Here is a 26,564-nt window from a genome sequence, read left to right on the forward strand (position 1 = left end):
CCGTTCAGTCCGTACGCGGCCACAGAGCGGGGTCGGGGACGAATCTCACCCGCAGCTCGCCGTCCGTGAGGGCCGCGCCCGTGACGGTGCAGCGGCGCAGCGCGGACGGCAGAGGAACGATCCGGCGGAACGGGCCGACGGTGAGCAGGAGTTCGTCGTCCCGGCGCACCAGGGACAGCTCCCCCTTGACCGCCCCGGGCAGCGGCAGGCACCAGACGAGCAGATCGTCCCCGGCGAGCCGGTCCTCGACCCGCCAGGGGTCGTCGGCCGGTCTCGAAAGGCGCTCGTCCGGTTCCACCGCGAGGCCGTCGTCCCCGCGGGGACCGCCGCCCGCGCGCGTGGCGGTGGTGGCGGCCGGTCCGCCGCCGAGCAGGGCGAGGTCGTCGAGCCCGTGCGGGTCCCGGCCGAGGTGGCGCACCGCGCGCAGGGACGCGTCGGGCGGCCACTGCTCGTACCAGCCGTCCAGGCATTTCCGCTGCTGGGCGACGAGGGTCGCCAGCCAGGGGCCGCCCCCGTCGTGGGGCAGTATCCGGTTCGCCACGAGCGCGTCGACGCGCAGTCCGTACAGGGCCACCCCCAGGCGGGCGACGCGGAGGGCCTCGGCCGCCGCGGGCCCCGGCTCCGCGACCAGCCGCAGGGTGGTCGTCCTGTCCTCGATCAGCGACTGGACGGCGGCCAGCTCGGCGTCCCGGCGCGCGGCGGTCTCGTACAGCCACTGCGACGGCATCGCCACACCGGCGAGCTGGGCCATCAGCGGACGCAGGGCGCGGGCCGCCTGCCGTTCCGGGGGCAGCAGACGGCGCAGATAGCGGCGTAGCTGCTCGGGCAGGGCCAGCAGGGCCAGGGTGTCCCGCAGCGGCGGCATGTCGACGACCAGGATGTCCCAGCCGCCGGTCTCGGCCCGGCGCAGCGCGTGCAGCAGCGCGAACTGTTCGCTGCCCGGCAGCTCGGTGAGTTCCTCGCCGGCCAGTTTCCGGGCGCCCAGCAGATCGAGTCCGGCGGCGGCCCGTTCCTGGAGGGCGAGCAGCTCCGTGCGGAAGTGCTCGCCGGAGTCGATTCGCGCCGCCCAGAGGCCGTCCGTCACCCCGGTGGGCTCCGTGGCCACCGGGGTGCCGAGCAGCTCGTCCAGCGGGTCACCGGAGAGCAGCAGGACGCGCCTGCCGCGACGGGCCGCGGCCAGCGCGGTCGCGGCGGCGATGGTGGTACGGCCCGCGCCGCCGGGGCCGGTGACGAGGACCGTACGCATCGGTCAGGCTCCGGGGACGGACTCGACGCGCTTCTTCAGGCCCGCCAGCGCGCGGTCGATGATGACCTTCTCCGCCTTGCGCTTGATCATGCCGAGCATCGGGATCTTGACGTCGACGGTCAGGCGGTAGGTGACCTCGGTACGGTCGTCGCCGACGGGCGCGAGGAAGTAGGAGCCGTCCAGGGCCCGCAGCATCTGGGACTTCACCAGCGTCCAGCTCACCTCGTCGTCCCCGGTCCAGGTGTAGGCGAGGGTGTGGTCGTCCTTGATCGCTCCGGCGTCCAGCACCAGCCTGACCTGCTCGGCGCGGCCCTTGGCGTCGGTGGCGAGCACCTCGGCCTCCTTCACCTCGCCGGTCCACTCCGGATAGCGGGCGAAGTCGGCGATCACGTCCATGACGTCGGCCGGTGCCGCCTCGATCGTGATGCTCGAACTCGTGTGTTCCGCCATCGCCGTGCTCCTCCAGATGGGGTCTCCCCAGCGAAGCGAGGGGAAGGTCGCTCAGGGGTGTGTGGTGGGTCTGTACCAGTACCGGGTACGCGGTGTGCAGGCTATCGCGAAGGGGCCGGTCACCATTCCAGGGTCCACGGCCGTCCTGTCGAGGCGAAGTGACCGACATTCACGCACTCGGTGGCGCCGACGCGCATGCGCCGCGACAGCGGCTGATGGACATGGCCGAAGAGCGCGTAGCGGGGCCTGGTGCGGCGGATGGCATCCAGCAGGGCGCGGCTGCCGCGCTCGAAGCGGCGGGCCACCGTGTCGTACGTCAGCTCGGGCACCTCGGGCGGGATGTGCGAACAGAGCACATCGACCTCGCCGAGCGCCTCGACCTTGGCGGCGTACTCCTCGTCGGAGATCTCGTACGGGGTGCGCATGGGTGTGCGCAGGCCGCCGCCGACGAAGCCGAAGACCCGGCCGCCCAGTTCGACGCGCTCACCGTCGAGGACGGTGGTGCCCGGTCCGGCGTACTCCGGCCAGAGGGCAGGGATGTCGACATTGCCGTACGTGGCGTACGTCGGGGTGGGCAGCGCCGCGAACATCTCGGCGTACTGGCGCCGCACGGCCCCCTCGATGGCTGCGGCCGGGTCGATGTCCAGCCCGTCCCACAGCTCCCGGCCGAAGTCACGGGCCTCGTCGTAGCGGCGCGCGGTGCGCAGCTCCACTATCCGGTCGGCGTTCGCGACACCGAAGAGGTCGGGGAAGATACCGCGCGAGTGATCCGCGTAGTCCAGGAAGAGGACGAGGTCACCGAGGCAGATGAGGGCGTCGGCGCCCTCACCCGCCCGCGTCAGACCGCGCGTGTTCCCGTGCACATCGCTGATCACATTGACTCGCATACCGCGCATGCCGATCACCCTAGAACGTTTGTCCCGGCCGTGGTGGACAGGGCCGGACCTGCGGTTCCTTCCGTGGTGTCAGAGGTGTGGACTACTGTGCGCGAAGTAACGAATAAACCGTGTGACGCACGGAACATCCGGCGGGGGCCCTCTATCCGTAGTCAGTACTGATGGGTAACGTCCGGGCAGTCCAGTCGTGCTCACCCCGGAGCACCTGCCCGATCTTGGACCGCGGCCGGCGCGTCACACAGAGCCGTGGCGCCGGCGCCCGATGAGGAGCAGCAGTCTTGCGCGAGTTCAGCCTTCCGGCCCTGTACGAGGTCCCCTCGGACGGCAACCTGACGGATCTCATCCGCCGCAATGCCGCGCAACATCCCGATGTGGCCGTCCTCGGCCGCAAGGTGGCCGGCGCGTGGACCGATGTCACCGCCACGCAGTTCCTCGCCGAGGTGCGGGCCGCCGCCAAGGGCCTGATCGCGGCGGGCATCCAGCCCGGCGACCGGGTCGCGCTGATGTCACGCACCCGCTTCGAATGGGTGCAGCTCGACTTCGCGATCTGGAGCGCCGGCGCGGTCACCGTCCCGGTGTACGAGAGCAGTTCGGCCGAGCAGGTGCGGTGGATCCTCGGTGACTCGGGCGCGGTCGCGGTGCTCGTGGAGACCGCCGCGCACGCGGTGACGGTCGAGTCCGTACGCCAGGGGCTGCCCGCCCTGCGGGACATCTGGCAGATCGACAAGGGCGGTGTCGACGAGCTGATCTCGGCCGGTGCGGAGATCACGGACGCGACGGTCGACGAACGCGCCGCGAGCGCCAAGGCCGACGACCCGGCGACGATCGTCTACACCTCGGGCACCACCGGCCGTCCCAAGGGCTGCGTGCTGACCCACCGCAGCTTCTTCGCGGAGTGCGGAAACGCGGTGGAACGCCTCAAACCCCTCTTCCGTACGGGCGATTGCTCCGTGCTGCTCTTCCTCCCGGCCGCGCATGTCTTCGGGCGGCTCGTCGAGGTGGCCGCCGTGATGGCACCGATCAAGCTCGGCTGTGTGCCCGACATCAAGAACCTCACCGAGGAGCTGGCCACCTTCCGGCCGACCCTGATCCTCGGCGTGCCGCGTGTCTTCGAGAAGGTCTACAACTCGGCGCGCGCCAAGGCGCAGGCGGACGGCAAGGGGCGGATCTTCGACAGGGCCGCCCACACCGCGATCGCCTACAGCCGCGCGCTGTCCACCCGGCAGGGCCCCTCCCTGGGTCTCAGGATCCGGCACAAGATCTTCGACCGGCTCGTGTACCGCAAGCTGCGCGCGGTGCTCGGCGGGCGCGGCGAGTACGCCATCTCCGGGGGCGCCCCGCTGGGCGAGCGGCTCGGCCATTTCTTCCGCGGGATCGGCTTCACCGTGCTGGAGGGGTACGGCCTGACGGAATCCTGCGCCGCCACCACCTTCAACCCGTGGGACCGGCAGAAGATCGGCACGGTCGGACAGCCGATGCCGGGCTCGGTCGTGCGGATCGCGGACGACGGCGAGGTCCTGCTGCACGGCGAGCACCTCTTCACGGGCTACTGGAACGACGAGAAGGCGACCGCGGAGGCGCTGGCCGACGGCTGGTTCCACACCGGCGACATCGGCACGCTCGACGAGGACGGCTATCTCACGATCACCGGCCGGAAGAAGGAGATCCTGGTGACCGCGGGCGGCAAGAACGTCGCCCCGGCGGTGATCGAGGACCGCATCCGGGCGCACGCGCTGATCGCGGAGTGCATGGTGGTGGGCGACGGCCGGCCGTTCGTGGGCGCGCTGATCACGCTCGACGAGGAGTTCCTGGGCCGCTGGGCGGCGGAGCACGGCAAAACGGCGGGGACACCGGAGACGCTGCGCCTGGACCCGGACCTGCTGGCGGAGATCCAGCGGGCGGTGGACGAGGGCAACGCGGTGGTGTCCAAGGCGGAGTCGGTGCGCAAGTTCCGCGTACTGTCCACGCAGTTCACGGAGGAGGCGGGACACATCACGCCGTCGCTGAAGCTGAAGCGGACGGTGGTGGCGAACGCCTTCGCCGACGACATCGAAGCGATCTACACGGCCTGAGGGAGCGACCCCGGCGGGGGCCGTTTCGGGGCAGTGTCCCGGACCGGCCACGACCTCACAGCAGCGCTGTGAGGTCGTGCGCGAGCAGGTCCCAGCGCCACTTCTCCTCGACCCACCCCCGCCCCCGCTCACCCATCCGCCGCCGCAGCTCGGGGTCCTGGAGCAGCGCGACGATCCGCTCCGCCGACTCCGCCGCGGCGGTCTCGGGAGGACCGCCGCGGACCACCCAGCCGGTCTCACCGTCGAGCACGGCGTCCGGCGCGCCCCCCGAGTCGCCGGCGACCACCGGCAGACCGGTCGCGGACGCCTCCAGATAGACGATGCCGAGGCCCTCGACGTCCAGACCGCCCCTGCGGGTACGACAGGGCATCGCGAAGACGTCGCCCGCACCGTAGTGGGCGGGCAGTTCGGCCCACGGCACGGCGCCGGTGAAGTGTACGGAGTCGGCCACCCCGGTCTGCCGCGCCAGCTTCCGCAGCTCCTGCTCATAGGGTCCGCCGCCCACGATCAGCAGCACCGCGTCCGGGACCCGGGCCAGGATCGCGGGCAGGGCGAGGATCAGTGTGTCCTGGCCCTTGCGCGGCACCAGCCGGGACACACAGACGACCACGGGCCGTCCCGTCAGGCCGAGCCGCTCCCGGACCGCGGAGCCGCCCGAGCCCGGGTGGAAGGTCTTCTCGTCGACACCGGGTGCCAGCCTCACCATACGGGCGGCGGCGGCCGGGGTGAGCGCGGCGGCGATGCGCGAGCGGGTGTACTCGCCGAGGTAGGTGATCGTGTCGGTGGACTCACCGATGCGCCGCAGCAGCCGCCGGGCGGCGGGGAGCTGCGCCCAGCCGGCCTCGTGGCCGTGGGTGGTGGCGACCAGGCGCCGTGCGCCCGCCGCGCGCAGCGCGGGGGCCATCAGGCCGAGCGGGGCCGCCGCGCCGAACCAGACCGACTCGCAGCCGTGTTCACGGAGCAGCCCGGCCGCCCGCCGGGTGACCCGGGGCGTCGGCAGCAGCATCGTCGTACGGTCGCGTACGACGGTGAAGGGCTGCTCCGCGTCGAAGGCCGCGGTCGCCTCGGCGCCTTCGCGCCCGCGCTTCCAGGTGGAGGCGTAGACGACGAGCTGTTCCGGGTCCAGACGGAGCGCCATGTTGTGCAGGAACGCCTGGATGCCGCCCGGCCTGGGCGGAAAGTCATTGGTCACGATCAATGTCTTGTGCATCGCCGCAGACAGTACCCAACGGCCCTGCCTCATCGCTCCCGCACGGGCCCGCCCGGCATCATGACGTGCGCAATCACGCAGGAACCGGACGGACGGGGTGGTCATGGCGGGCGCGTGCGGCACACGGTTCCCGGTCGCGGTGTGGCTCCTCACCAGGGCGGCGCTGCTGCTCTGTGTCTTCAAGGTGGTCACGCTGCCGGGGCCCGACGTCACCACCGATGTCTCGGTGATCTATCAGGGCTGGTACGAGGTGCTGAGAACCGGCACCTATCCGCTGTCCGACGTGACCTGGCAGTATCCGCCCGCGGCGGCGCTCGCCGTCGCCTCGCCGGCTGTCCTGCCGTTCCTCGGCTACGCCTCCGCCTTCTTCGCGCTGACGTTCCTCTGCGACGCGCTGGTCCTCGGGCTGCTGCTGCGCGCGGGCCGCGCCCGGGGCGCGTGGGTGTGGGTCGCCGGGGTGCCGCTGCTCGGTCCGACCTCGTACGCGCGCTACGACCTGATGGTGACGGCGGTCGGCGTGGCCGCGCTGCTGGCCGGGGCCCGCCGGCCCCGGCTGCTGGGCGCGCTGGCCGGCTTCGGCGCCCTGCTGAAGGTGTGGCCGCTGCTGCTGCTCGTCGGGACCCCGCCCGGCCGCGCCACCCGCCGGGCATGGGCCGCCGCGGCCGGTACCGGGGCGGTCCTGGCCGGTGCGGCCTGTGCCACGATGCCCGGCGCGCTGTCGTTTCTCACCTTCCAGCGCGACCGGGGCACCGAGATCGAGTCACTGGGCGCCCTGGTCCTGCATGTGGCGCGGCGCTTCGGCTGGGAGGGCGGGGTGATGCTGAACTACGGCTCGATGGAGTTCGTCGGCCCGTATGTCGGCGTGGTGAGCACGGCCGCGCTGGGGCTGTCCGTCCTCGCCTTCGGCTGGCTGGTCCGGTGGCGGCTCGGGGCGCGGGAGTTCACCGCGGGCACGGTGCCCGACGCGGCGTTCGCCTCGGTGCTGCTGTTCACCACCACAAGCCGGGTGATCAGCCCTCAGTACATGCTCTGGCTGGTCGGCCTGGCCGCCGTCTGCGTGCTGCCGAGAACCAGCCGTATGGGCCTGCCCGCCGTGCTGGTCCTGGCCGCGACGGGGGTCACCCTGCTCGAATTCCCGCTGTTCTTCGCGCAGGTGGTGAACGGCGATCCGCTGGGCGTGCTGCTGCTGTTCGTACGCAACGGCCTGCTGGCCGCCGCGACACTGATCGCCTGCCGCCGGCTGTGGCGCGACACGGTCTCCGGGCCCCGGCGGGAGCCTGTCCCGGGGAGCGCGGACGCCGGGGCGGCCGTCCCGCGCGTACCGGGCGGGCGCACGGGTCAGGCCAGCCGTTCTCTCAGATAGACCCGCCACCGCGCGGTGAAGTCGTCCGGGGTCGTGGACAGGACGTCGTTCATCGCCTCCTCCACCGCTCCGTCGCGCCCGCCGTGCGCGCCCACGGCCCGGTAGAAGTCGGCCAGCCGCTTCTCGCCCCAGTCCGCGGCGATCAGCTCGCACGCCAGCCAGCCGCCCTCGTACGCCCGTGCGAGCCGGCCGGCGTCGCCGCCGAAGGCGAAGTCCTCGTCGGGCGGCAGGGCGGCGGGCGGTTCGCCGCGGCGGACGGCGAGCTGGAGTTCGGGCGCGATCCGGCCGGCCGGCCGGTCCGTGCCGCGGTAGGCGACCCAGTCCGCGAACCCCTCCGACAGCCAGGTGGGTGTCGCGGCCGAGGTCGCCGCGCGGGTCGCCACATGCGTGGTCTCGTGGGTGAGGACGATCCGCCGCCCGAAGTCGCCGAGCTCGCCGTACGCGTCGGGGTTCACGATGACCCGGTCGGCGGGCGACGCGCCCGCCCCTCCGGTCTCCCCGGTGGTGACCGCGGCGATGCCCCGGTAACCGGCCGCCGACGCTCCCAGCAGCCCGCCCATGGCCTCCAGCGAGCCGGGCACGAGCACGACCACCCGCCGGGACCACGGACCCGGCCAGGCGTCGTCGACGGCGGGCACGGCGAGGTCGGCGGAGTCCGCGATGCCGCGCAGCCGCCCGTCGCTCTGCCCGACACCGAGGACAAGTCCGCGGGCGCCGCGTACGGCCCGTACCGCGCCCTGTTCCCAGAGCTGCTGGGCGGCGCCCCGGTCCGGCCGGTCCCCGGTCACGTACCAGCGGCCGGCCCGCTCGCCCAGCTCCAGCAGGCGCGGTGCCGAGACCGGCGCGCCGTCGTAGCCGTCGAGCCGGTAGCGCAGCTCCGCCCGCACGGTGGCCCGGCCGCCGGTGCGTTCGACATCGGTGATCCGGTATCCCCAGGAGCCGAGCGGCACCTCGGCGAGATTCTCGAACTCCGCGCGGGCGGTGCCGCGCAGCGCGGTGGCCGAGGGATCGACAGCGGCCAGATACGCGCGCTCGTCGCGGTCCAGGACGGCCGCCGCCCAGCGGTCCAGGGTGGCCCTGACGGCTCCGGTGGCGGCGTCCGGGGCGTGCGCCGGGGCGGAGCAGGCCGGAGCCAGCAGCAGGGCGGCGAGCCACAGCACGGCCGCCCGCCGGCGCGCGCCGCCGTGCGGTCCTCTCGCGGTACGCCCCTGACCTGCCACCCGGCCGATCGTACGGGGTGGGCTTGGCGGCCCGGTCAGACGCGGGTGACGGAGGAGACCGGCATCATGCCGACCGGGTCGTAGCGCACCGAGGCGCCGGGGTACGGCGCGTGGATCACCTGTCCGTTGCCCGCGTACATCGCGATGTGGCTGGCGTCGTCCCGGTAGGCCACGAGATCGCCGGGGCGCGCCTCGGAGAGCGGGACGCGCCGTCCGGCGTACCGCTGCGCCTGGGAGGTGCGCGGCAGCCCCACGCCGGCCTGGGCGTACGACCACTGGGTGAGCCCCGAACAGTCGAAGCCCGTGGGGCCGTTGGCGCCCCACACATAGGGCCGGCCGACGGCCTGCCGGGCCGCGAGCAGCGCCGCGGCGGCCCGTGCGGAGGAGGGCACGCCGCCGAAGAGCGGGAGCGGCGCGTCGCGGCCGGAGCGGGAAGCCCGCTCGAAGGACGCGCGGTCGGCGGCGGGCAGGGAGTTCAGCAGTTCGCGCGCCGCGGCGAGTTTGCGTTCGACGGTGCGCTTGTGGCGGGCGACGGAGGCCCGGCTGCGTTCCAGCTCGGCGAGGTCCCGGGCGGCTTCCGTACGTTCCTGTCCCAGTCTCCGCTGGGCCTGCTGGAGTTCACGCAGGACCCCGGACTGGCGTTCACCGACCCGGTCCAGGACGGATGCCTTGTCAAGATAGCTGTCGGGGTCCGAGGAGAGCAGCAGGGCGAAGGCCGGGTCGATGCCGCCGGAGCGGTACTGGGCGTCCGCGACCGAACCGAGCGCCCCTCGCATCCGGTTGACCCGCTCCTGGCCCAGGGCCGCGCGCTCCTGCGCCCGGCCGACCAGGGAGCGGAGCCGCCGTGCCCGTTCGCCCGCCCTGTTGTACAGCTCGGTGGCCTTCTCCGCCTCCTCGTAGAGCCGGTCGACCTTGGCCCGGGGCGTCTCGGGCGTCCGCTGCGGGTCGGCGCCGGCCGGGGCGGCTCCCAGAGCCGCCGCGGTCGCGGCGGCGGCGGACACGGCCACGACGGTACTGCCCCGGGCACCGAGCCCCGGACCGGACTGTGAGGAGCGGCGATGGGACACCACAGGAAGCCGCACTCCCTTTCGCTGGACACACACACGCGGCTCCTGCCGCCCGACGGGCGGACCGCTGGCCGGAGCCGCGCGGAGCAGACAGTAGCCGGACGATCACGGAGCGGCCAACGACCACCCCGCGCACACACAGTGACGCCCCGCCGTTGACCACAGGTCATCGGCGGGGCGCGGTGTCAGCGAGAGCTGCTGTAATTCGCCCGAATGGGCGGTGTCAGCGGCGTGTGATTGGTTGTGTGTCAGATACCTCGGATACCTCAGGTACCTCAGATACCTCAGGTACCTCAGATACGCACACCGAACTGGAAGGGCATGTTGCCGATCGCCTCGTAGCGCACGACGGCACCCGGCTTGGGGGCGTGCAGCACCTGGCCGTTGCCCGCGTAGAAGCCGACGTGGTGGTAGTCGCCGTAGAAGATGACCAGGTCCCCCTGCTGGAGCTGGCTCTGGGACAGGCGCGTACCGGCGTTGGCCTGGGCCTCGGAGGTACGGGGTATGGAGACCCCGGCCTGGGCGTACGCCCAGGAGGTGAGCCCGGAGCAGTCGAAGGAGCTGGGGCCGCTGGCGCCGTAGACGTACGGCGTGCCGATCTTGCTCTGGGCGGCGGCGAAGGCGGCGGAGGCACGCTGCGAGGCGGGCACGGCGTTGCCGAGGTCCGCGCGGGAAGTGGCGCGGCTGGCGCGGGACTCGTCGTCGGCGAGCGCGGCACGCTCCTGCGCGGTGAGCGTGTTGAGCAGCTTCTGCGCGGCGGCGAGCTTGGCCTTGACCTCGTCCTTCTTCTTGCCGAGTTCCTTGCGGGTGTCGGCGAGGTCCTTGACCTTCTCCTGGGCCTCCTGGCGCTCCTGCGCGAGGGACCGCTGCTTCGCCTGGATCTGCTGGAGCGTCTCGGCCTGCTTGGCGCTCACCTGGTCCAGCGTGGACGCCTTCGCCAGGTAGCTGTCCGGGTCCGAGGAGAGGAAGAGCTGGACGGCGGGGTCGATACCGCCGGTGCGGTACTGGGCGCTGGCCATCGAACCGAGGCCGTCACGCAGCTCGTTGAGCTCGTCCTGGCCACGGGCGACCTTGTCCTGGAGGGCGTCGACCTGCTTCTCCAGCTTGCCCTGCTCCTCCTTGGCACCGTTGAACTTCTCGGTGGCCTTCTCCGCGTCCTCGTAGAGCTTGTCGACCTTCTCCTTGACATCGCTCTTGCTCGGCTTCGGGTCGGCGTGAGCGGCCTGGGACGTCAGGGCGACGGCAGCGGCGGCGGTCGCGGTGAGCACGGTCACACGGGCACGGCTCGGCTGCTTGGGACGACGGTGGGACGCCACGAAGGCGAGCTCCTTCTTCCTCAGCCGCCTACCGGGCCAGTGGGGACGGAAGCCCAGGCTCCACATGTTCAGCTCCCCCGCGAACTGGGCTGAACCACGTGAAATCGGCGGTTCCTTCGCTGCCACCCCGGATGGGTGATCAACCGCGCGAAGGTTCGAGGCCTGACCTTAGTGACCTTCTTGTGATCAGTTCAAATCCTCGCGAGAAAATTCCCTGTCAGGTGACACATAATTTACGTTCGCCGCACGACCAGTGACGGACACTCGACACTGCGCTGCCCCGCGAGGCAGTCAATTCGGTCATTGCACACAAGAGTTGACTAGACGCGCGAAAGCCTCTTCAACAGCAAAGCGGACGCGACCGGGCGTGCTCCGGCTTTCGCCACTCCGTCCGCGACCTCGCGGTCGGTGGAGACCACCACCAGCGGCCGGCCCGGTGGCTCCGCCCTGACGAGCTGACGGATCAACTCGTCGGCGGTCACTCCCGCCTTGGAGAACAGCACCCGCACACCGCGCGGCGGGGCGAGCAGCACCGGCGCCGCCAGCTCCGCGCCGTCGAACACACAGGTCATCTCGGCGCCCGTCTGCGCCGCGAGCATGGCGAGCCCGCCCAGCAGCCGCAGCCGCTGCTTCTCCAGCGGCATCGTGGGATAGCCGGTCTTGGTGACGTTGTAGCCGTCCACGATCAGATGCGCCTGCGGCAGCGCGAGAAGCTGGTCGAGCAGCGCGGGATCGGTCTCCGAGAGCGCGCGGGCCGCCACGTCCTTCGGGGACATCCGGCCGGGCTCGACCGCGTCGACCGTGTCGGCGGGCCGGGCGGCGGCGGGCGGCAGGGCCAGCTCGCGCCGCAGCCCCTGGGCCGACTCAAGCACCGTGTCCAGCAGCAGCCGCAGCCGCATGTCCTCCACGGAGCGCCCCTCGCGGGCGGCCCTGCGGCTCGCCTCGACCGCCGACTCCGCCTCACCCAGCCGGGCCTTGATCCGGCGCGTCTCGCTCTCGGCGGCCGACACCTGAGCGGCGGCGTCGGCCCTGAGCGCCTCGGTCTCCGCGTTCGTACGGCGCAGGGCGGCCTCGCCCCGTTTTATGTCGCTCTGGGCGCTGCGCAGTTTGCGGTGCAGCGATTCCGTCTCCTTGCGGGCCGCCTCCAGCTCGGCGCGCAGCCGGTCGGTCTCGCTCTTCGTCTGGGCCCTGGCGGCGGCCAGCTCCTCGCGCAGCCGCTCCAGCTCACGACGGGTCTCCTCGTCGGCGCGCTCGGCGTCCGCCCGCTGGGCCTCCTCCCCCGCGGCGGCCACCAACTTCACCCATCCGGGGGGACGCAGCACATACGCGGCGGCGGCCACATCGACCGGGTCGGCCGCCGCGGGCGGCGATCCCGACTCCAGGGCGGCGGCCAGCTCGGGCTGGGACTGGCCGATCCGCTCGCCGATCCGCTGCCGGAACAGCGGATCGCTCTCCAGGGCGGCCGCCATCGCGTTGCCCGCGAACTTCGCCCGCCGGTTCGGGGCGAACCGGGCGTACTGCCGGAGCTGCACGGGGAGTTCGGTGACGGTCAGACCGCCGAAGGCGTCCGACACCAGCGCGATGACCCGGTGCCGCACCCCGTCCGGGAGCGGACGGTCGAGCGCCTCGGCGGCGCCACCGCCGACCGCGCCGGCCGGCTCAGCACCACTCGCGGGCTGCTCCACGATCCGTCACCCCACTACCCTTTCGGGCGGCTCCCTCAGGAACCGGCGCCCGGCCTGTCCACCAGTTCGATCTGGTCCACCGCATTGCACCATCGGCAGCGCACCGAGTCGATGGTCTCACTGACCACCTCGCGCTCCTCGACCTCGGGCTCCCCGGCCAGGTCCAGATGGACGTACTCGACGACCTTCGACGACCGTGTCACATCGAAGCGCGTGAGATTGCCGCACAGAGTGCAGCGCCACCGGGTGGTGGCCGTCGGCGGGGGGACCGTTGTCATCGTGCCGTCCTCTTCTCGTCGTCCCTTGTGCGGTTTCCCGCGGTGCGCCGTCGAACTGGCGGATGTACTCCCCGTAACCCTACGGCCTAGCGGGTATCCCCGGGAGCGGCGAGGCACTCTGTGCCATTCACTCCCGGTACGCCATGCTCTGTCCGTGATCAATTGGCGGACGGCGGCCGGCGGGCCGGTGGTGACCTACGGACTGATCGGCCTCTGCTGTCTGGCCTTCCTGGTCAGTCCGGTGTCCGGGTTCAACCCGGGATACGGGCGCGGCGACGCGCTGCTCGCCGCGCAGAGCGCCTATTTCGAACGGTGGGGTGTCATCCCGAGCGAGCTGATGCGGGGCTCCCCCCACCCCCTTCTCACCCCTCTGACCGCGCTGTTCGTGCATGGCAACTGGCTGCATCTGCTGGGGAACATGCTCTATCTGTTCGTGTTCGGCGCGATGGCCGAGGAACGCATGGGCCGGGTGCAGTTCACGCTCTTCTATCTCGTCGTCGGCTATCTCGCGCTCGTCGCCTACGCCGCCGTGAACGCCGCCTCCGACCACACCCTGGTGGGGGCCTCGGGAGCGATCTCGGGGGTGCTCGGCGCCTTTCTCTACCTCTTCCCCCGAGCGCGCGTCACCAGCCTCTTCCCGTTCCTGCTCTTTCTGCCGCTGCGCTTTCCCGCCTGGATCGTGCTGATCTTCTGGTTCGTGCTCCAGTGGCTGGCGGCGCGGAGCGCGGGCCCGGGCCCCGGGGTCGCCTATCTCGCGCATGTGGTGGGCTTCGGGACCGGCCTCCTCTACGCCTCGGCGCGCTACTGGCGTACCGATAGAATGAAAGGCAAAACCGCGGCCACCGAGGGAGAACGCCAACCGTGATCACCGCGATCGTGCTCATCAAGACCAGCGTGGACCGGATCCCCGAGATCGCGGAGTCGATCGCCGCCCTGGACAGCGTCAGCGAGGTCTTCTCGGTCACCGGCACCTACGACCTGATCGCGATGGTGCGGGTGTCCAGGCACGACGATCTGGCGGATGTGATCCCCGGCAGCATCAGCAAGATCGAGGGCGTCGAGGCCACCGACACCCATGTGGCGTTCCGTACGTACTCCCAGCACGACCTCGAAGCGGCCTTCGCCATCGGTCTCGACGCGTAAGGCCGCTTCTCCGGGCCTCCGGCTACGCGGCGGCGGCCACGCCGTCCCGGTCCGGGACGCAGCGGCCGTCCTCCGTGCGGTAGTTCCACCGGGCGCCCTCGCGCACCAGCTCGCCGACCGCCCGGACGAACCGCTCCACGTGCTCGTCCGGCGTCCCGGCGCCGAAGCTGACACGGATGGCGTTGAGCGAGCGCTCACCCGGCGCGGCCTCCGGGGCGCCGCACTCCCCGGGCTCCTGCGGGTCGCTGTCCAGCAGGGTCCGCACCAGCGGATGGGCGCAGAAGAGACCGTCCCGGACGCCGATGCCGTACTCCGCCGACAGTGCGGCGGCGAAATGCGAGCTGTTCCAGCCGTCGACCACGAACGACAGCACGCCGACCCGCGGAGCGTCGTCGCCGAACAGCGACAGCACCCTGACGCCGGGCACCTCGGCCAGGCCCGCCCGCACCAGCCCGACGAGCCGCTGCTCGCGCGCGGCCAGCGGGCCGAAGCCCGCCTCGGTCAGCGCCTTGCAGGCGGAGGCGATCGCGTACACCCCGATCACATTGGGCGAACCGGCCTCATGACGGGCGGCCGTGGTGTGCCAGTCGACGTCCACCCCGCCGTCCGAACGCCGGGTCACCGCGCGGCTCGCGCCACCGCCGGCCAGATACGGCTCCGCCGCCCGCAGCCAGTCGGCACGGCCCGCGAGCACCCCGGAGCCGAACGGCGCGTACAGCTTGTGCCCGGAGAAGGCCACCCAGTCGACGTCCAGCTCGGTGATGTCCACCGGGTGGTGCGGGGCGAGCTGGGCGGCGTCGAGGACGATACGGGCGCCATGGGAGTGCGCCACCGCCGCCAGCTCCCGTACCGGCCACAGCTCCCCGGTCACATTGGAGGCACCGGTGACACAGACCAGCGCCGGTCCCCCGGCGTCCCGGCCGGCCAGCGCGCCTTCCAGCGCGGCGACGGCCTCGGCGTGCGTACGGGGAGCGTTCAGATAGGTCACCCGGGCGTCGCGCCAGGGCAGCAGCGAGGCATGGTGCTCCGTCTCGAAGACGAACACCTCGCAGCCGTCGGGCACGACGGACGCCAGCAGATTCAGCGAGTCGGTGGTCGACCGGGTGAAGACGACCTGGTCGTCGGCGCGGCAGCCGAGGAACTCGGCGACCGTACGGCGGCTGTTCTCGAAGAGGTCCGTGGAGAGCTGCGACAGATAGCCGGCGCCCCGGTGCACGCTGCCGTAGTACGGGGCGTAGGCGGCGACGTCGTCCCACACCCGCTGAAGGGCCGGAGCGCTGGCGGCGTAGTCCAGCGCGGCGTACGTGACCTCCCCGCCGGTCACGAGCGGGACGGTGACGTCGCGTCCGAGCACCGGCAGCGGGGTGGCACAGGCGGGGTCGTCGGACGGGGTCGTCGTGGCGGTGGCATTCGGGTACGCGGACATGGCGATATCTCCCAGGACAAGACGGAGCGGCTTCAAGGACCCGCGCGACGGCACGACAAAACGGCCACAGACGCGGTGAATGCCTCGACACACGGAGTGACCGTGCGGAGGTGTGCTGAAGAGGGGGCCGGAAAGCCCTAGCGCATTCGCTTGCTCACGAGACTGCTCCCTTGAGGACCAGGACCCCAAAGGTGGCAGGGGTCCGCGCTTGCCGCAGACCTCGCTGCCTACGGCCTGGTCTTCACCCGGGGCACCCCGCCACGGACGGAGGGTTGCCGGACAGCGAGCCGGGGCCTAAATCGCTGTCACTCATGACCTTGGGCGAAATTATGGCACAGCGGAGGGAGCGGCCCAAGGTGGCGTCCGCGATGCGGGACGGGTCGCCGTCCGGCGGGGTGCAGGTGTGGGTTTCGGGCTTCAGACCGCGTTGCTCGCCGATACCCAGCGTTCCAGCGTTCGAGCGGCGGCGCCCGAGTCGATCGCCTCCGCCGCCCGTGCGATCCCCGCCGCGAGCTGGAGGTCCAGCGGGTCCCCCGTCTGGTCCAGGGCCACCAGCGCCGCCGCCGCGTTGAGCAGTACGGCGTCCCGTACGGGGCCGGTCTCGCCGGCCAGCAGCCGACGGGCCACCTCCGCGTTGTACGCCGGGTCTCCGCCGCGCAGCGCTTCGACCGGTACCAGTTCCAGACCCACGTCGCGCGGGTCGAACGCCCCCTCGGTCACCTTTCCGTCCCGTACCGTCCAGACCCGCGAGGGGGCGGTGGTGGTCAGCTCGTCGAGGCCGTCGTCGCCGCGGAAGACCAGCGAGGAGTTGCCCCGGTCGGCGAGCACACCCGCCACGATCGGCGCCATCCGCAGATCCGCCACGCCGACGGCCTGCGCCCGGACCCTGGCCGGGTTGGTGAGCGGGCCGAGGATGTTGAAGGTGGTCTGCGCGCCGAGTTCCCTGCGGGCCTTGGCCGCGTAGCGCAGCGCGGGATGGAACTTCACGGCGAAGCAGAAGGTGATCCCCGCCTCCTCGGCGACCTCGACGACCCGGCGCGGGGTCAGCTCCAGGTTGACGCCGAGCCGCTCCAGTACGTCCGAGGCGCCGCTCGCCGACGAGGACGCGCGGTTGCCGTGCTTGACGACCTTGGCCCCGGTGCCGGCCACGACGATCGCGGACATCGTGGAGATGTTCACGGTCTTGGCGAGATCGCCGCCGGTGCCGACGATGTCGACGGTGCGGCCCGGCACCTCGATGGTGTTGGCGTGCGTGTACATGGCGCGTACCAGCCCGGAGACCTCCTCGACGGTCTCGCCCTTCGCCCGCAGCGCGACGGCGAAGCCGGCGATCTGCACATCGGTGGCCTCGCCGCTCATGATGCTGTTCATCGCCCAGGCGGCGTCGTCCGTGGTCAGGTTCTCACCGCGCAGCAGCGGGTTCAGCAAGCCCGGCCAGGTGCGGGCCGCCACGGTGTCGCCTCCGACGGGGGTAACAGCGCTCATGCTCGCTCCTGGGTGTCTGTGGACGGTGTCCGGCCCCGCAAGGGCCTGCGCGCAAGCCTATCGGCGCGCCCGGGGCCCCGAGAGCGGGTGCCCGTACTGCGGACAGGGCCGTGTCACGCCGAGGGCCCCGGCCGGTCCCTCGCGGGAACCGGGCCGGGGCCCTCGGTGGTGGCGACCTCTGGAGGCCGGTGGGATCAGTGGTGGCCGTGGCCGCTGGTGATCTCCTTGTACTCCTCGGCGGTGGGCTTGGGAATCTGGTTTCCCTCGCCGTAGTAGTTCTTGCTCAGCTTGGCCTTGAGCTTCTCACCGGCCGTCACCTTGCGCTCGACACCGTTCTCGTCGACCGTCGGGCCGATCTCGGCCGGCTGGTACTGCTCGTGGGCGGTGAGCGTGTGCAGGGCGCTCTGGTCGAGCGGCGTGTGGACCTCGATGAACTCACCGTGCGGCAGCCGCTTGATGATGCCGGACTCGCGGCCGTGCAGCACCTTCTCCGCGTCACGCCGCTGGAGCCCCAGGCAGATCCGCTTGGTGACGACGAACGCCACGACCGGTCCGACGAAGAAGGCGATCCGGACGAACCAGGTGATCGCGTTGATCGACAGATGGAAGTGCGTCGCCCAGATGTCGTTGCCGCCGCCGACCAGCAGGACGAAGTACCAGGTCAGCCAGGCGACGCCGAAGGCGGTCCTGGTCGGCACATTGCGCGGGCGGTCCAGGATGTGGTGCTCGCGCTTGTCCCCGGTGACCCAGGACTCGATGAACGGATAGACCGCGATCGCCACCAGCACCAGCGGGAAGATGATCAGCGGGATGAAGACACCCAGGACAAGGGTGTGACCCCACGCGTTGATCTCCCAGCCGGGCATGAAGCGGATCAGGCCCTCGGAGAAGCCCATGTACCAGTCGGGCTGAGCACCGGTGGACACCTGGTCCGGGCGGTACGGGCCGATCGCCCAGATCGGGTTGATCGTGGCGATGGCCGCGACGATCGAGATGACACCGAAGACCAGGAAGAAGAAGCCGCCGGCCTTCGCCATGTAGATGGGCAGCAGCGGCATGCCCACGACGTTCTTGTTCGTGCGGCCGGGACCCGCGAACTGCGTGTGCTTGTGGTAGAAGACCAGGATCAGATGGCCCACGAGCAGGCCGAGCATGATGCCCGGCAGCAGCAGGATGTGGATCGAGTAGAACCGGGCCACGAAGTCGCCGCCGGGGAACTCCCCGCCGAACAGGAACATCGACAGGTACGTACCGACGATCGGCACGGACAGGATCGCGCCCTGCATGAAGCGGACACCGGTACCGGACAGCAGGTCGTCCGGGAGCGAGTAGCCGGTGAACCCGGTGAACATGCCCAGGACCAGAAGCCCGAAGCCGAACAGCCAGTTGATCTCGCGCGGCTTCCGGAACGCGCCCGTGAAGAACACGCGCATCATGTGCACGAGCATCGCCGCGACGAAGATCAGCGCGCCCCAGTGGTGGATCTGCCGGATCAGCAGACCACCGCGGACGTCGAAGCTGATGTCCAGTGTCGAGGAGAACGCCTCCGACATCCGCACGCCCTGGAGCGGGACGTAACCGCCGTGGTACACCACCTCGTTCATCGAGGGGTGGAAGAACAGCGTCAGATAGACACCCGTGAGGATGATGATGATGAAGCTGTAGAGCGAGATCTCACCGAGCATGAAGGACCAGTGGTCCGGAAAGATCTTCCGCATATTGGCCTTGGCCAGGCCGTAGATCCCCAGCCGGCCGTCCGCCCAGTCGGCGACCCGCTCACCGGCGGGCGCCTTGCGGTTCTTGTCGTCAGCGGTACTCATCCGCGCTCCCAGAAGGCAGGGCCGACGGGCTCGTCGAAGTCGCCGAGCGCTTCGAGGTTGCCCTCAGCGTTCACACCGATCCGAAGCTGCGGAAGAGCGTGACCGGCCGGGCCGAAGATGACTCGGGCGCCGTCGGAGAGGTCGAAGGTGGACTGGTGGCACGGGCAGAGCACGTGGTGCGTCTGCTGCTCGTACAGGCTGATCGGGCAGCCGACATGGGTGCAGATCTTCGAGTAGGCCACGATCCCCTGGTGGGACCACTCCAGCTCGCGCTTGTCCTTGATCTCGTCCGGCTGGATCCGGACGATCATCAGGGCCGCCTTGGCGATCTGCTTCTGGAAGTCCTCGCTGTCCTCGTGCAGCCCCTCGGGCATGGCGAAGGTCAGCGAGCCCACGACGACGTCCTCGGGACGCAGCGGCTCATTGGTGTTCATGTTGATGAGCTGCTTGCCCTTTTTCCACATCGTGGTGCGGAGCTTCTTCTCGGGCAGCGGGCCCAGGTCGCGCAGGAGGACCACACCGGAGAGCGGCACCAGCGCGAGCGCGCCGAACATCGTGGTGCGGAGCAGCTTGCGCCGGCCGAAGCCCGACTCCGCGGCACCGGCCGCGAAGTCCGCCAGGACCTTCGCCCTGACCTCGGGCGCCGCCTCGATCGGATGGCGGTCGTCCGCCGTCTCGACGTCCGACATCAGCGTGCGGGCCCAGTGGACCGCGCCGGCGCCGATGCAGAACAGGGCGATGCCCAGCGTCATGCCGAGCGAGAAGTGCAGGATGCTGACGTGGCCGATGGGCCAGATGTAGAGGCTCTTGTCGACCGGGAACGCCACGTACGAGGCGATGAAGGCGACAGTGGCCAGCATCGACAGCAGGAACAGGAAGGCGACCGCCCGCTCGGACCGCTTGGCCGCCCGCTCGTCGATGTCCTGGATGCGCGGCCGGTGGGCCGGCAGTCCCGGGTCGGCGAACGGGTCGTCCGCGTGGGCCACCGCGCCGTGCGCGGCTCCCTGCTCGCTCGGCAGGGTCTCTTCTGGAATCTCTTGGCTACTCATGACTTCTTGGCCTTAGCGGTGTGGGCCGCGACCCAGATGGCAACTGCGATCAAAGCACCCAGACCGAAGATCCAGGCGAACAGACCCTCGCTGACGGGACCGAGTCCGCCGAGGCTGAGACCGCCGGGGCTCTCCGTCTCGTCGCCGTTCACCGCCTTGACGTAGGCGATGATTTCCTTCTTCTGCTGCTCCGGCATGGTGGAGTCCGGGAAGGACGGCATGTTCTGCGGGCCGGTCTGCATGGCCTCGTAGATGTGCTTCGGATCCACACCCTCAAGGCTGGGCGCGTTCTTGCCGTGGGTCAGCGCACCACCCTCGCCGGTGAAGTTGTGGCACTGGGTGCAGTTAGTACGGAACAGATCGCCGCCCTTGGCGATGTCCGCACCCTCGGGGTTGTACTGCTCCTTGGTCGGCACGATCGGGCCGGCGCCGAGAGAAGCGATGTATGCGGCGAGCTGGTCGATCTCCTTCTGCGAGTAGATGACCTTCTTCTTCGGCACCTGGGCGCCGGGCTGCTGGGCGGGCATACGGCCGGTGCCGACCTGGAAGTCCACGGCGGCGGAGCCGACGCCGACCAGGCTCGGGCCGTCAGAGGAGCCCTGACCGCCGGCTCCGTGGCAGCTCGCGCAGCCGACGGAGTAGATCTTCTTGCCCTCCTCGATGGCGAGGGACTGGGCGGTCTCGTCGGCCTGCGCCTTGCCCGCGGGCGCGAACGCGGCGTACAGCCCCCCTGTGGCCGCCAGCGCGAAGAGTAGGACGACGACCGCCGCCAGCGGATGGCGTCGTCGTGCGGAGAGCTTTTTCACGGATTACCCCGGTGTCAGGATCTTCTGCGTCGGTGCTTCTGGACTGTGTGCGCGTCGGGCGCGGTGCCCGGGCTACTTGATCAAGTAGATCGTGGCGAAAAGGCCGATCCAGACGACATCGACGAAGTGCCAGTAGTAGGACACGACGATGGCGGCGGTCGCCTGCTCGTGAGTGAATCTCTTGGCCGCGTACGTCCTGCCGAGAACGAACAGGAACGCGATCAGACCCCCTGTCACGTGCAGACCGTGGAAGCCGGTGGTCAGATAGAACACGGAGCCGTACGGGTCGGAGGAGAGCGAGAGGCCGTCCTCCTTGACCAGCTCCGTGTACTCGAAGATCTGACCGCCGATGAAGATCGCACCCATCACGAACGTGACCATGAACCAGGTCCGGAGCTTCTTCACGTCACCCCGCTCGGCGGCGAAGACGCCGAGCTGGCAGGTGAGGGAGGAGAGCACCAGGATGGTGGTGTTCGTCGCCGAGAACGGGACGTTCAGGTGCGAAGCCACTTCCTTCCAGTGGGCCGCACCCATCACCGATCGCAGGGTGAAGTACATCGCGAAGAGGGCCGCGAAGAACATCAGCTCGGAACTCAGCCAAATGATCGTTCCGACGCTGGTGAGGTTCGGCCGATTGACCGACGGGTGCGCGTGCCCGGTTTCTACTGTCGTTGCTGTCGCCACGACCGACATTATGTCGGTCGCTTATCCCGCCCTCACTCCGGGGGGTGCCGTTCGGTGTGTCCATGGTGTGTGCCCTGCCCGAACGGCCCAGCGAAGGGACGTCATTACCCGTGCTGACACGCGGTCCGACGGAGTAGCATCCGCCGCATCGGTTCACGGCAATGGAGCCCTGAAGCCCTCGCAGACACTGATGTCACGGAGGAACAATGCAGCCGACCGCCACGGTGCTGGTCTACAGCGACGACGCGAACACCCGCGAGCAGGTACGGCTGGCGGCGGGACGCCGGCCGGCCGGGGACGTGCCGCCGGTCGAGTTCCTGGAGTGCGCGACCCTGCCCGCGGTGCTGAAGGCGCTGGACGCGGGGGGCGTCGACGTCTGTGTGCTGGACGGTGAGACCGTCCCTGCGGGCGGTATGGGCGTCTGCCGGCAGATCAAGGACGAGGTCTTCCACTGCCCGCCGGTGCTGCTGCTGATCGGCCGTCCGCAGGACGCCTGGCTGGCCACCTGGAGCCGGGCGGACGCCGCGGTGACGCTGCCGGTCGAGCCGGTCGGCTTCGCGGACGCCCTGGCCGCTCTGTTGCGCGGCAGGCTCGCCGTGGGCGCCTGAGAGGCGTCCGCGAAGCGGTCGGGACCGGGATCAGATCGAGGGACGCAGCCGCGCGTAGTCGGCGGGGCTGCTGCCCTCCCTGGTCCCGGCCTGGAGGACGCTGCCCTCGCGCCAGTCCTCCCAGTCCACGTTCCAGTCGCCGAAGCCGTTGCCGAAGTCCTCCATGTAGTCGCCCGCGCTGTTGATGACCTCGACGAGGTCGCCCTGGCGGAACGTCTCGAAGAACCAGGCCGCGTTGGCGGTGGACATACCGACGCAGCCGTGGCTGACGTTGGCGACACCCTGCGAGCCGACGGACCACGGCGCGGCGTGGACGTATTCACCACTCCAGGTGACGCGGGTCGCGTAGTAGACGGGCAGGTTGTAGCCCTCACTGCCGCCGATGCCGACGCTGGTGCCGCGCATCTGTACGTAGTACTCCTGGCCCAGCACGACCTTGACGCCGTTGCGGGTGGAGAAGCCGGGCTTGCCCGTGGTGATGGGGATGTTGTTGATCTCTTCCCCGTTGACGAGGACCGTCATGTAGTGCGAGCTGGCGTCGACGATGGCCTCGACCCGGTCGCCGATCTCCAGCTTGAGCGGCTTGGTGGCGGCGCCGTACAGCTTGTTGCTCACCCGCACGCCGTCGAGGTTGCTGGTCGCCGTGATGACCGAGTTGGCGGGCCAGTACTCCTTGGGGCGGTAGTGCAGCTCGGTGTCGTCCACCCAGTACCAGGCACCGCCCTCCGCCGAGGGGGTGGAGCGGACCTTGAGGGCGCGTTCGACGACGTCCCTGGCCGCCTTTGACTTGACCGGCTCGCTGAGTGTGGCGGTGATGGGCTGTCCCACGCCGTACTCGCCCGCCTCAGGGCCGAATTCGACCTCCAGCTTCTTCTTGGCGGGGCGCGTGTCGAAGGAGAGCGTCCGGACGCCGGAGGTGCCCTTCTTGCTCTCGGTGGCCACCTTGACCGTGTAGCGGGTACCGGCCGCCAGCGCCGCCGTGGAGTGCCAGCGCGTGCCGTCGGCGGCCAGCTCGCCCGCCAGGTAGTGGCCCTTCGTATCGATGGCGGTGACGTCCGTGATGCGGCCGTCACCGGTCCTGGCGGTGACCTCAAGAGGCTTGTTGGGGTCCGCCTTGGTCTTGCCTGTGGGGCCGCTGAAGACGATCTTGGCGGCGGCGGCAGCGCTACTGGATGGCTTCGCGGAGAGCGGGTGACGTTTGCTGTCACCGTCACCGCACGCAGTCGCGCCCGCCACCAGGGACATGGCCAGCAGGGCGCAACTGAGGACGGTGCGGAAGCGTGGCGTGTGGTTCATGATCACACGGTAAGAAGATTCGCCACCCGCAGCACGACGAGTGAGGCAAACGGGTGGCCCGGACCCCCCTTCGGGGTGCCCGGGCCTCTCGTTCTTGCTATGACGCTCTGTGACTACTGGTTCTGGTTCTCACCGCGGTAGAACTCGAAGACCCAGCCCCAGAGACCGACCAGGATCAGCGGCACCGAGAAGTAGAGCAGCCACCAGCCGATCGCGACACCGAGGAAGCCGAGCGCACCGCCGATGGCGAGCGAGAACGGCTGCCAGCTGTGCGGGGCGAAGAACCCGACCTCGCCGGCCTCGTCCGCGACATCGGCTTCCTTGTTGTCCTGGGCCATGGCGTCCACCCGGCGGGCGGTGAAGGCCAGATAGAAGCCGATCATGACGCTCAGCCCGAAGGCCAGGAAAAGCGCCGTCGTACCGGCCGGCTCCTTCGACCACACGCCGTAGACGGCGGCGACGATCAGGATGAAGACGCTCAGCCAGAGGAAGAGCTTGCCTTGGATACTCACTTCCCGGCCTCCTTGCCACCGACGAGGGCCTCGGAACCGGCACCGTGGCCGACGTTCTCGAGCTGGTCGAGCGCGGCGATCTCCGGGTGGTGCAGATCGAACGCCGGGGATTCCGAGCGGATGCGCGGCAGGGTGAGGAAGTTGTGCCGCGGCGGCGGGCAGGACGTCGCCCATTCCAGCGAACGGCCGTAACCCCACGGGTCGTCCACCTCGACCTTCTTGCCGTACTTGGCGGTCTTCCAGACGTTGTAGAAGAACGGCAGGATCGACAGACCGAGCAGGAAGGAACTGATCGTGGAAATGGTGTTCAGCGTGGTGAAACCGTCGGCGGCGAGATAGTCCGCGTAACGCCGCGGCATACCTTCCGCACCCAGCCAGTGCTGCACCAGGAAGGTGCCGTGGAAACCGACGAACAGCGTCCAGAAGGTAATCTTCCCGAGCCGCTCGTCCAGCATCTTGCCGGTGAACTTCGGCCACCAGAAATGGAATCCGGCGAACATCGCGAATACCACGGTGCCGAAGACGACGTAGTGGAAGTGCGCGACGACGAAGTACGAGTCGGAGACGTGGAAGTCCATCGGCGGCGACGCCAGGATGACACCCGTGAGGCCACCGAAGAGGAAGGTGACCAGGAAGCCGATCGTCCAGAGCATCGGTGTCTCGAAGGACAGCGAGCCCTTCCACATGGTGCCGACCCAGTTGAAGAACTTCACCCCGGTCGGTACCGCGATCAGGAAGGTCATGAAGGAGAAGAACGGCAGCAGCACACCGCCGGTCACATACATGTGGTGCGCCCACACCGTCACCGAGAGACCCGCGATGGAGATGGTCGCCGCGATCAGGCCGATGTAACCGAACATCGGCTTGCGGCTGAAGACCGGGATCACTTCGGAGACGATGCCGAAGAACGGCAGCGCGATGATGTACACCTCTGGATGGCCGAAGAACCAGAAGAGGTGTTGCCAGAGCAGGGACCCGCCATTGGCGGCGTCGAACACATGCGCACCGAATTTGCGGTCCGCCTCCAGGGCGAACAGCGCGGCGGCCAGCACCGGGAACGCGAGCAGGACCAGCACACCGGTCAGCAGTACGTTCCAGGTGAAGATCGGCATCCGGAACATCGTCATGCCGGGGGCGCGCATGCAGATGATCGTGGTGATGAAGTTGACGGAGCCGAGGATCGTGCCGAAGCCGGAGAAGGCCAGACCCATGATCCACATGTCGGCGCCGACACCCGGCGAGCGGACCGCGTCCGACAGCGGGGCGTAGGCGAACCAGCCGAAGTCCGCGGCGCCCTGCGGGGTGAGGAAGCCGGCCACCGCGATGAGCGAGCCGAAGAGGTAGAGCCAGTAGGCGAACATGTTCAGCCGCGGGAACGCCACATCGGGCGCGCCGATCTGGAGCGGCATGATCCAGTTCGCGAATCCGGCGAACAGCGGCGTCGCGAACATCAGCAGCATGATCGTGCCGTGCATCGTGAACGCCTGGTTGAACTGCTCGTTCGACATGATCTGCGTGCCGGGACGGGCCAGTTCGGCGCGCATGAAGAGCGCCATCAGACCGCCGATGCAGAAAAACGCGAACGACGTGATCAGGTACATCGTGCCGATCGTCTTGTGATCGGTGGTGGTCAGCCACTTCACGACGACATTGCCCGGCTGCTTGCGCCGTACCGGCAGCTCACGCTCGTACGAGCCGTTGATCGCTGCGGCGGCACCCTGGGGTTCGTTGAGGATGCTCACAGTTTGTTCGTCTCCGCATTCCTGGCCGGATCCGTCTGCGCGATGCCCGACGGGATGTAGCCGTTCTGGCCCTGCTTGGCCAGCTCTTCCAGGTGCTGCTGGTAGCGCTCCGGGGAGACCACCTTGACGTTGAAGAGCATCCGGGAGTGGTCGACGCCGCAGAGCTCGGCGCACTTGCCCAGGAAGGTGCCCTCCTGGTTCGGGGTCACTTCGAAGGAGTTGGTGTGACCCGGGATGACGTCCTGCTTCATCAGGAACGGCACCACCCAGAAGGAGTGGATGACATCACGCGACGTCAGGATGAAGCGGACCCGCTCGCCCTTGGGAAGCCAGAGCGTCGGGCCCGGGTTGCCGGTCTGCGGGTTCCGCGTGCCCGGCACGCCGGCGTCGTAGACACCGTCCGCACCTTTCGGGAAGTCCTTCTGGAACCTGTTGGGGATGGCGTCGAGCTGCGAGGGGATCTTGGTACCCGTGGCGGGGTTGCCGTCCACGTCCTCGATGTAGTTGAAGCCCCAGCTCCACTGGTAGCCGACCACGTTCACGTTGTGGACCGGCTTGTCGGAGAGGGTGAGGAGCTTCGACTCGTCACGCGCGGTGAAGTAGAAGAGCACCGAGACGATGATGAGCGGGACCACGGTGTACAGCGCCTCGATGGGCATGTTGTACCGGGTCTGCGGAGGTACCTCCACCTTGGTACGGCTGCGCCGGTGGAAGATGACGCTCCACAGGATCAGACCCCATACCAGTGCGCCCGTGACGAGCGCTGCCGCCCACGAGCCCTGCCAGAGGGAGAGGATCCGAGGGGCCTCTTCCGTTACTGGGGTGGGCATACCAAGGCGGGGGAAATCCTTGTATGTGCACCCGGTGGCGGTCGCCAGGATCAGGCCCGCAGTCAGCACCTGCGGCAGCTTCCGCCGCATCGGGCGCCGCGACGAGCGGTCGGAGCCGTTGGGACTCACGTAGCGCCTTCCCGAGAGTCTCGCCCGCGCGGCCGGCTGCGGCCGTCTCGGTCGGTCGCCGGCCCTGACGCGGGCAGGGGTTTGGATGTTTATGCGGACCAAACCCTACTGGACGCGATTTGGGGCCGCGCGGGGAGGGTGCCCAACGCGCCGCCCGGCACCCCGAAGGGGTGGAACGGCCGCTTCCGGGGGACTCCTGACGTCCGTTCCGGGCCGCCAGGACCAGGCATG

24 protein-coding genes and 1 riboswitch are annotated in these 26,564 nt (G+C 69.9%); of the genes, 5 read left to right on the top strand and 19 right to left on the bottom strand.

The features are described from left to right. Nucleotides 1-4: 4 nt before the first annotated feature. The 3 genes from ABZ707_RS01450 to ABZ707_RS01460 all read right to left on the bottom strand — a co-directional run bounded on the left by ABZ707_RS01450 (nucleotide 5) and on the right by ABZ707_RS01460 (nucleotide 2,583). Complete coding sequence (locus tag ABZ707_RS01450) at nucleotides 5-1,246, bottom strand: ArsA-related P-loop ATPase (RefSeq protein WP_360165859.1); 1,242 nt, start codon at nucleotides 1,244-1,246, stop codon at nucleotides 5-7. Nucleotides 1,247-1,249: 3 nt separating this feature from the next. Next, nucleotides 1,250-1,696, bottom strand: a complete 447-nt coding sequence (locus ABZ707_RS01455) for an SRPBCC family protein (RefSeq protein ID WP_319681695.1) — start codon at nucleotides 1,694-1,696, stop codon at nucleotides 1,250-1,252. 119 nt (nucleotides 1,697-1,815) lie between these two features. Continuing rightward, entirely contained in the window at nucleotides 1,816-2,583 is a 768-nt protein-coding gene (locus ABZ707_RS01460; protein ID WP_360166940.1) for a metallophosphoesterase, read from the bottom strand. A 287-nt stretch (nucleotides 2,584-2,870) separates the two neighbouring features. Here ABZ707_RS01460 and ABZ707_RS01465 point away from each other — a divergent pair, with 287 nt between their 5' ends. Beyond that, nucleotides 2,871-4,664 (top strand): AMP-dependent synthetase/ligase, encoded by a 1,794-nt coding sequence (locus ABZ707_RS01465; protein WP_360165863.1) that lies wholly within the window; start codon nucleotides 2,871-2,873, stop codon nucleotides 4,662-4,664. Nucleotides 4,665-4,719: 55 nt separating this feature from the next. Here ABZ707_RS01465 and ABZ707_RS01470 read toward each other — a convergent pair whose 3' ends face one another. Beyond that, nucleotides 4,720-5,874, bottom strand: a complete 1,155-nt coding sequence (locus ABZ707_RS01470) for a glycosyltransferase family 4 protein (RefSeq protein ID WP_360165866.1) — start codon at nucleotides 5,872-5,874, stop codon at nucleotides 4,720-4,722. Nucleotides 5,875-5,977: 103 nt separating this feature from the next. On the opposite strand from ABZ707_RS01470, the gene ABZ707_RS01475 reads away from it, so the two are divergent. Continuing rightward, entirely contained in the window at nucleotides 5,978-7,237 is a 1,260-nt protein-coding gene (locus ABZ707_RS01475; RefSeq protein WP_360165869.1) for a glycosyltransferase 87 family protein, read from the top strand. Here ABZ707_RS01475 and ABZ707_RS01480 read toward each other — a convergent pair. The 5 genes from ABZ707_RS01480 to ABZ707_RS01500 form a co-directional block, all read right to left on the bottom strand. Beyond that, nucleotides 7,213-8,457 (bottom strand): hypothetical protein, encoded by a 1,245-nt coding sequence (locus ABZ707_RS01480; RefSeq protein WP_360165872.1) that lies wholly within the window; start codon nucleotides 8,455-8,457, stop codon nucleotides 7,213-7,215. The genes ABZ707_RS01475 and ABZ707_RS01480 overlap by 25 nt on opposite strands. Before the next feature lie 35 nt (nucleotides 8,458-8,492). After that, nucleotides 8,493-9,527, bottom strand: coding sequence for an NlpC/P60 family protein (locus ABZ707_RS01485; protein WP_360165875.1), 1,035 nt, complete (start codon nucleotides 9,525-9,527; stop codon nucleotides 8,493-8,495). A gap of 290 nt (nucleotides 9,528-9,817) precedes the next feature. Beyond that, complete coding sequence (locus tag ABZ707_RS01490) at nucleotides 9,818-10,840, bottom strand: NlpC/P60 family protein (RefSeq protein ID WP_360165878.1); 1,023 nt, start codon at nucleotides 10,838-10,840, stop codon at nucleotides 9,818-9,820. Between the two features lie 320 nt (nucleotides 10,841-11,160). Beyond that, the gene (locus tag ABZ707_RS01495) at nucleotides 11,161-12,525 is read right to left on the bottom strand and encodes an NYN domain-containing protein (protein ID WP_360165881.1); all 1,365 of its coding nucleotides are present in this window, start codon (nucleotides 12,523-12,525) and stop codon (nucleotides 11,161-11,163) included. A 35-nt stretch (nucleotides 12,526-12,560) separates the two neighbouring features. Further along, nucleotides 12,561-12,803: a hypothetical protein gene (locus ABZ707_RS01500; RefSeq protein WP_360165884.1), complete on the bottom strand. Its 243-nt coding sequence runs from the start codon at nucleotides 12,801-12,803 to the stop codon at nucleotides 12,561-12,563. Nucleotides 12,804-12,957: 154 nt separating this feature from the next. Here ABZ707_RS01500 and ABZ707_RS01505 point away from each other — a divergent pair, with 154 nt between their 5' ends. Both ABZ707_RS01505 and ABZ707_RS01510 read left to right on the top strand, forming a co-directional pair. After that, nucleotides 12,958-13,668 (top strand): rhomboid family intramembrane serine protease, encoded by a 711-nt coding sequence (locus tag ABZ707_RS01505; protein WP_360165887.1) that lies wholly within the window; start codon nucleotides 12,958-12,960, stop codon nucleotides 13,666-13,668. Continuing rightward, nucleotides 13,665-13,946, top strand: a complete 282-nt coding sequence (locus ABZ707_RS01510) for an Lrp/AsnC ligand binding domain-containing protein (protein WP_360165890.1) — start codon at nucleotides 13,665-13,667, stop codon at nucleotides 13,944-13,946. The genes ABZ707_RS01505 and ABZ707_RS01510 overlap by 4 nt, the downstream gene beginning before the upstream one ends. A gap of 22 nt (nucleotides 13,947-13,968) precedes the next feature. On the opposite strand, the gene ABZ707_RS01515 is transcribed toward ABZ707_RS01510, so the two are convergent. The 6 genes from ABZ707_RS01515 to ABZ707_RS01540 all read right to left on the bottom strand — a co-directional run bounded on the left by ABZ707_RS01515 (nucleotide 13,969) and on the right by ABZ707_RS01540 (nucleotide 21,225). Then, the gene (locus ABZ707_RS01515; RefSeq protein ID WP_360165893.1) at nucleotides 13,969-15,372 is read right to left on the bottom strand and encodes an aminotransferase class V-fold PLP-dependent enzyme; all 1,404 of its coding nucleotides are present in this window, start codon (nucleotides 15,370-15,372) and stop codon (nucleotides 13,969-13,971) included. A 199-nt stretch (nucleotides 15,373-15,571) separates the two neighbouring features. Then, nucleotides 15,572-15,689: riboswitch (SAM riboswitch) on the bottom strand. Between the two features lie 100 nt (nucleotides 15,690-15,789). After that, the gene (gene trpD / locus ABZ707_RS01520; RefSeq protein WP_360165896.1) at nucleotides 15,790-16,857 is read right to left on the bottom strand and encodes an anthranilate phosphoribosyltransferase; all 1,068 of its coding nucleotides are present in this window, start codon (nucleotides 16,855-16,857) and stop codon (nucleotides 15,790-15,792) included. A 194-nt stretch (nucleotides 16,858-17,051) separates the two neighbouring features. After that, nucleotides 17,052-18,677, bottom strand: coding sequence for a cytochrome bc complex cytochrome b subunit (locus tag ABZ707_RS01525; RefSeq protein WP_360165898.1), 1,626 nt, complete (start codon nucleotides 18,675-18,677; stop codon nucleotides 17,052-17,054). Next, the gene (locus ABZ707_RS01530; protein ID WP_360165901.1) at nucleotides 18,674-19,726 is read right to left on the bottom strand and encodes a Rieske 2Fe-2S domain-containing protein; all 1,053 of its coding nucleotides are present in this window, start codon (nucleotides 19,724-19,726) and stop codon (nucleotides 18,674-18,676) included. Before ABZ707_RS01530 ends, ABZ707_RS01525 begins: the two co-directional genes overlap by 4 nt. Next, the gene (locus ABZ707_RS01535; protein ID WP_360165904.1) at nucleotides 19,723-20,532 is read right to left on the bottom strand and encodes a c-type cytochrome; all 810 of its coding nucleotides are present in this window, start codon (nucleotides 20,530-20,532) and stop codon (nucleotides 19,723-19,725) included. The genes ABZ707_RS01530 and ABZ707_RS01535 overlap by 4 nt, the downstream gene beginning before the upstream one ends. A gap of 72 nt (nucleotides 20,533-20,604) precedes the next feature. After that, a complete protein-coding gene (locus ABZ707_RS01540) occupies nucleotides 20,605-21,225 on the bottom strand; it encodes a heme-copper oxidase subunit III (protein ID WP_360165907.1) in 621 nt (206 codons plus the stop codon). Nucleotides 21,226-21,422: 197 nt separating this feature from the next. Here ABZ707_RS01540 and ABZ707_RS01545 point away from each other — a divergent pair, with 197 nt between their 5' ends. Beyond that, nucleotides 21,423-21,824, top strand: a complete 402-nt coding sequence (locus ABZ707_RS01545) for a hypothetical protein (RefSeq protein ID WP_360165910.1) — start codon at nucleotides 21,423-21,425, stop codon at nucleotides 21,822-21,824. A 30-nt stretch (nucleotides 21,825-21,854) separates the two neighbouring features. Here ABZ707_RS01545 and ABZ707_RS01550 read toward each other — a convergent pair whose 3' ends face one another. The 4 genes from ABZ707_RS01550 to coxB form a co-directional block, all read right to left on the bottom strand. Next, nucleotides 21,855-23,120, bottom strand: coding sequence for an Ig-like domain-containing protein (locus ABZ707_RS01550; RefSeq protein ID WP_360165913.1), 1,266 nt, complete (start codon nucleotides 23,118-23,120; stop codon nucleotides 21,855-21,857). Between the two features lie 113 nt (nucleotides 23,121-23,233). After that, nucleotides 23,234-23,632, bottom strand: coding sequence for a cytochrome c oxidase subunit 4 (locus ABZ707_RS01555; RefSeq protein ID WP_360165916.1), 399 nt, complete (start codon nucleotides 23,630-23,632; stop codon nucleotides 23,234-23,236). Beyond that, nucleotides 23,629-25,374, bottom strand: a complete 1,746-nt coding sequence (ctaD, locus tag ABZ707_RS01560) for a cytochrome c oxidase subunit I (RefSeq protein ID WP_360165919.1) — start codon at nucleotides 25,372-25,374, stop codon at nucleotides 23,629-23,631. The genes ABZ707_RS01555 and ctaD overlap by 4 nt, the downstream gene beginning before the upstream one ends. Next, complete coding sequence (coxB, locus tag ABZ707_RS01565; protein WP_360165922.1) at nucleotides 25,371-26,333, bottom strand: cytochrome c oxidase subunit II; 963 nt, start codon at nucleotides 26,331-26,333, stop codon at nucleotides 25,371-25,373. Before coxB ends, ctaD begins: the two co-directional genes overlap by 4 nt. Nucleotides 26,334-26,564: the final 231 nt, after the last annotated feature.

The sequence above is a fragment of the Streptomyces sp. NPDC006923 genome (genome assembly GCF_040635655.1).
In the GTDB taxonomy this organism is placed as follows: domain Bacteria; phylum Actinomycetota; class Actinomycetes; order Streptomycetales; family Streptomycetaceae; genus Streptomyces.

Bases quoted from the DNA above. Each gene is read 5' to 3' on its own strand.
- ABZ707_RS01450 (WP_360165859.1), bottom strand. From the start codon at position 1,246: ATGCGTACGGTCCTCGTCACCGGCCCCGGCGGCGCGGGCCGTACCACC.
- ABZ707_RS01455 (WP_319681695.1), bottom strand. From the start codon at position 1,696: ATGGCGGAACACACGAGTTCGAGCATCACGATCGAGGCGGCACCGGCC.
- ABZ707_RS01460 (WP_360166940.1), bottom strand. From the start codon at position 2,583: ATGCGAGTCAATGTGATCAGCGATGTGCACGGGAACACGCGCGGTCTG.
- ABZ707_RS01470 (WP_360165866.1), bottom strand. From the start codon at position 5,874: ATGCACAAGACATTGATCGTGACCAATGACTTTCCGCCCAGGCCGGGC.
- ABZ707_RS01475 (WP_360165869.1), top strand. From the start codon at position 5,978: ATGGCGGGCGCGTGCGGCACACGGTTCCCGGTCGCGGTGTGGCTCCTC.
- ABZ707_RS01500 (WP_360165884.1), bottom strand. From the start codon at position 12,803: ATGACAACGGTCCCCCCGCCGACGGCCACCACCCGGTGGCGCTGCACT.
- ABZ707_RS01515 (WP_360165893.1), bottom strand. From the start codon at position 15,372: ATGTCCGCGTACCCGAATGCCACCGCCACGACGACCCCGTCCGACGAC.
- trpD (WP_360165896.1), bottom strand. From the start codon at position 16,857: ATGAGCGCTGTTACCCCCGTCGGAGGCGACACCGTGGCGGCCCGCACC.
- ABZ707_RS01525 (WP_360165898.1), bottom strand. From the start codon at position 18,677: ATGAGTACCGCTGACGACAAGAACCGCAAGGCGCCCGCCGGTGAGCGG.
- ABZ707_RS01530 (WP_360165901.1), bottom strand. From the start codon at position 19,726: ATGAGTAGCCAAGAGATTCCAGAAGAGACCCTGCCGAGCGAGCAGGGA.
- ABZ707_RS01540 (WP_360165907.1), bottom strand. From the start codon at position 21,225: ATGTCGGTCGTGGCGACAGCAACGACAGTAGAAACCGGGCACGCGCAC.
- ABZ707_RS01545 (WP_360165910.1), top strand. From the start codon at position 21,423: ATGCAGCCGACCGCCACGGTGCTGGTCTACAGCGACGACGCGAACACC.
- ABZ707_RS01550 (WP_360165913.1), bottom strand. From the start codon at position 23,120: ATGAACCACACGCCACGCTTCCGCACCGTCCTCAGTTGCGCCCTGCTG.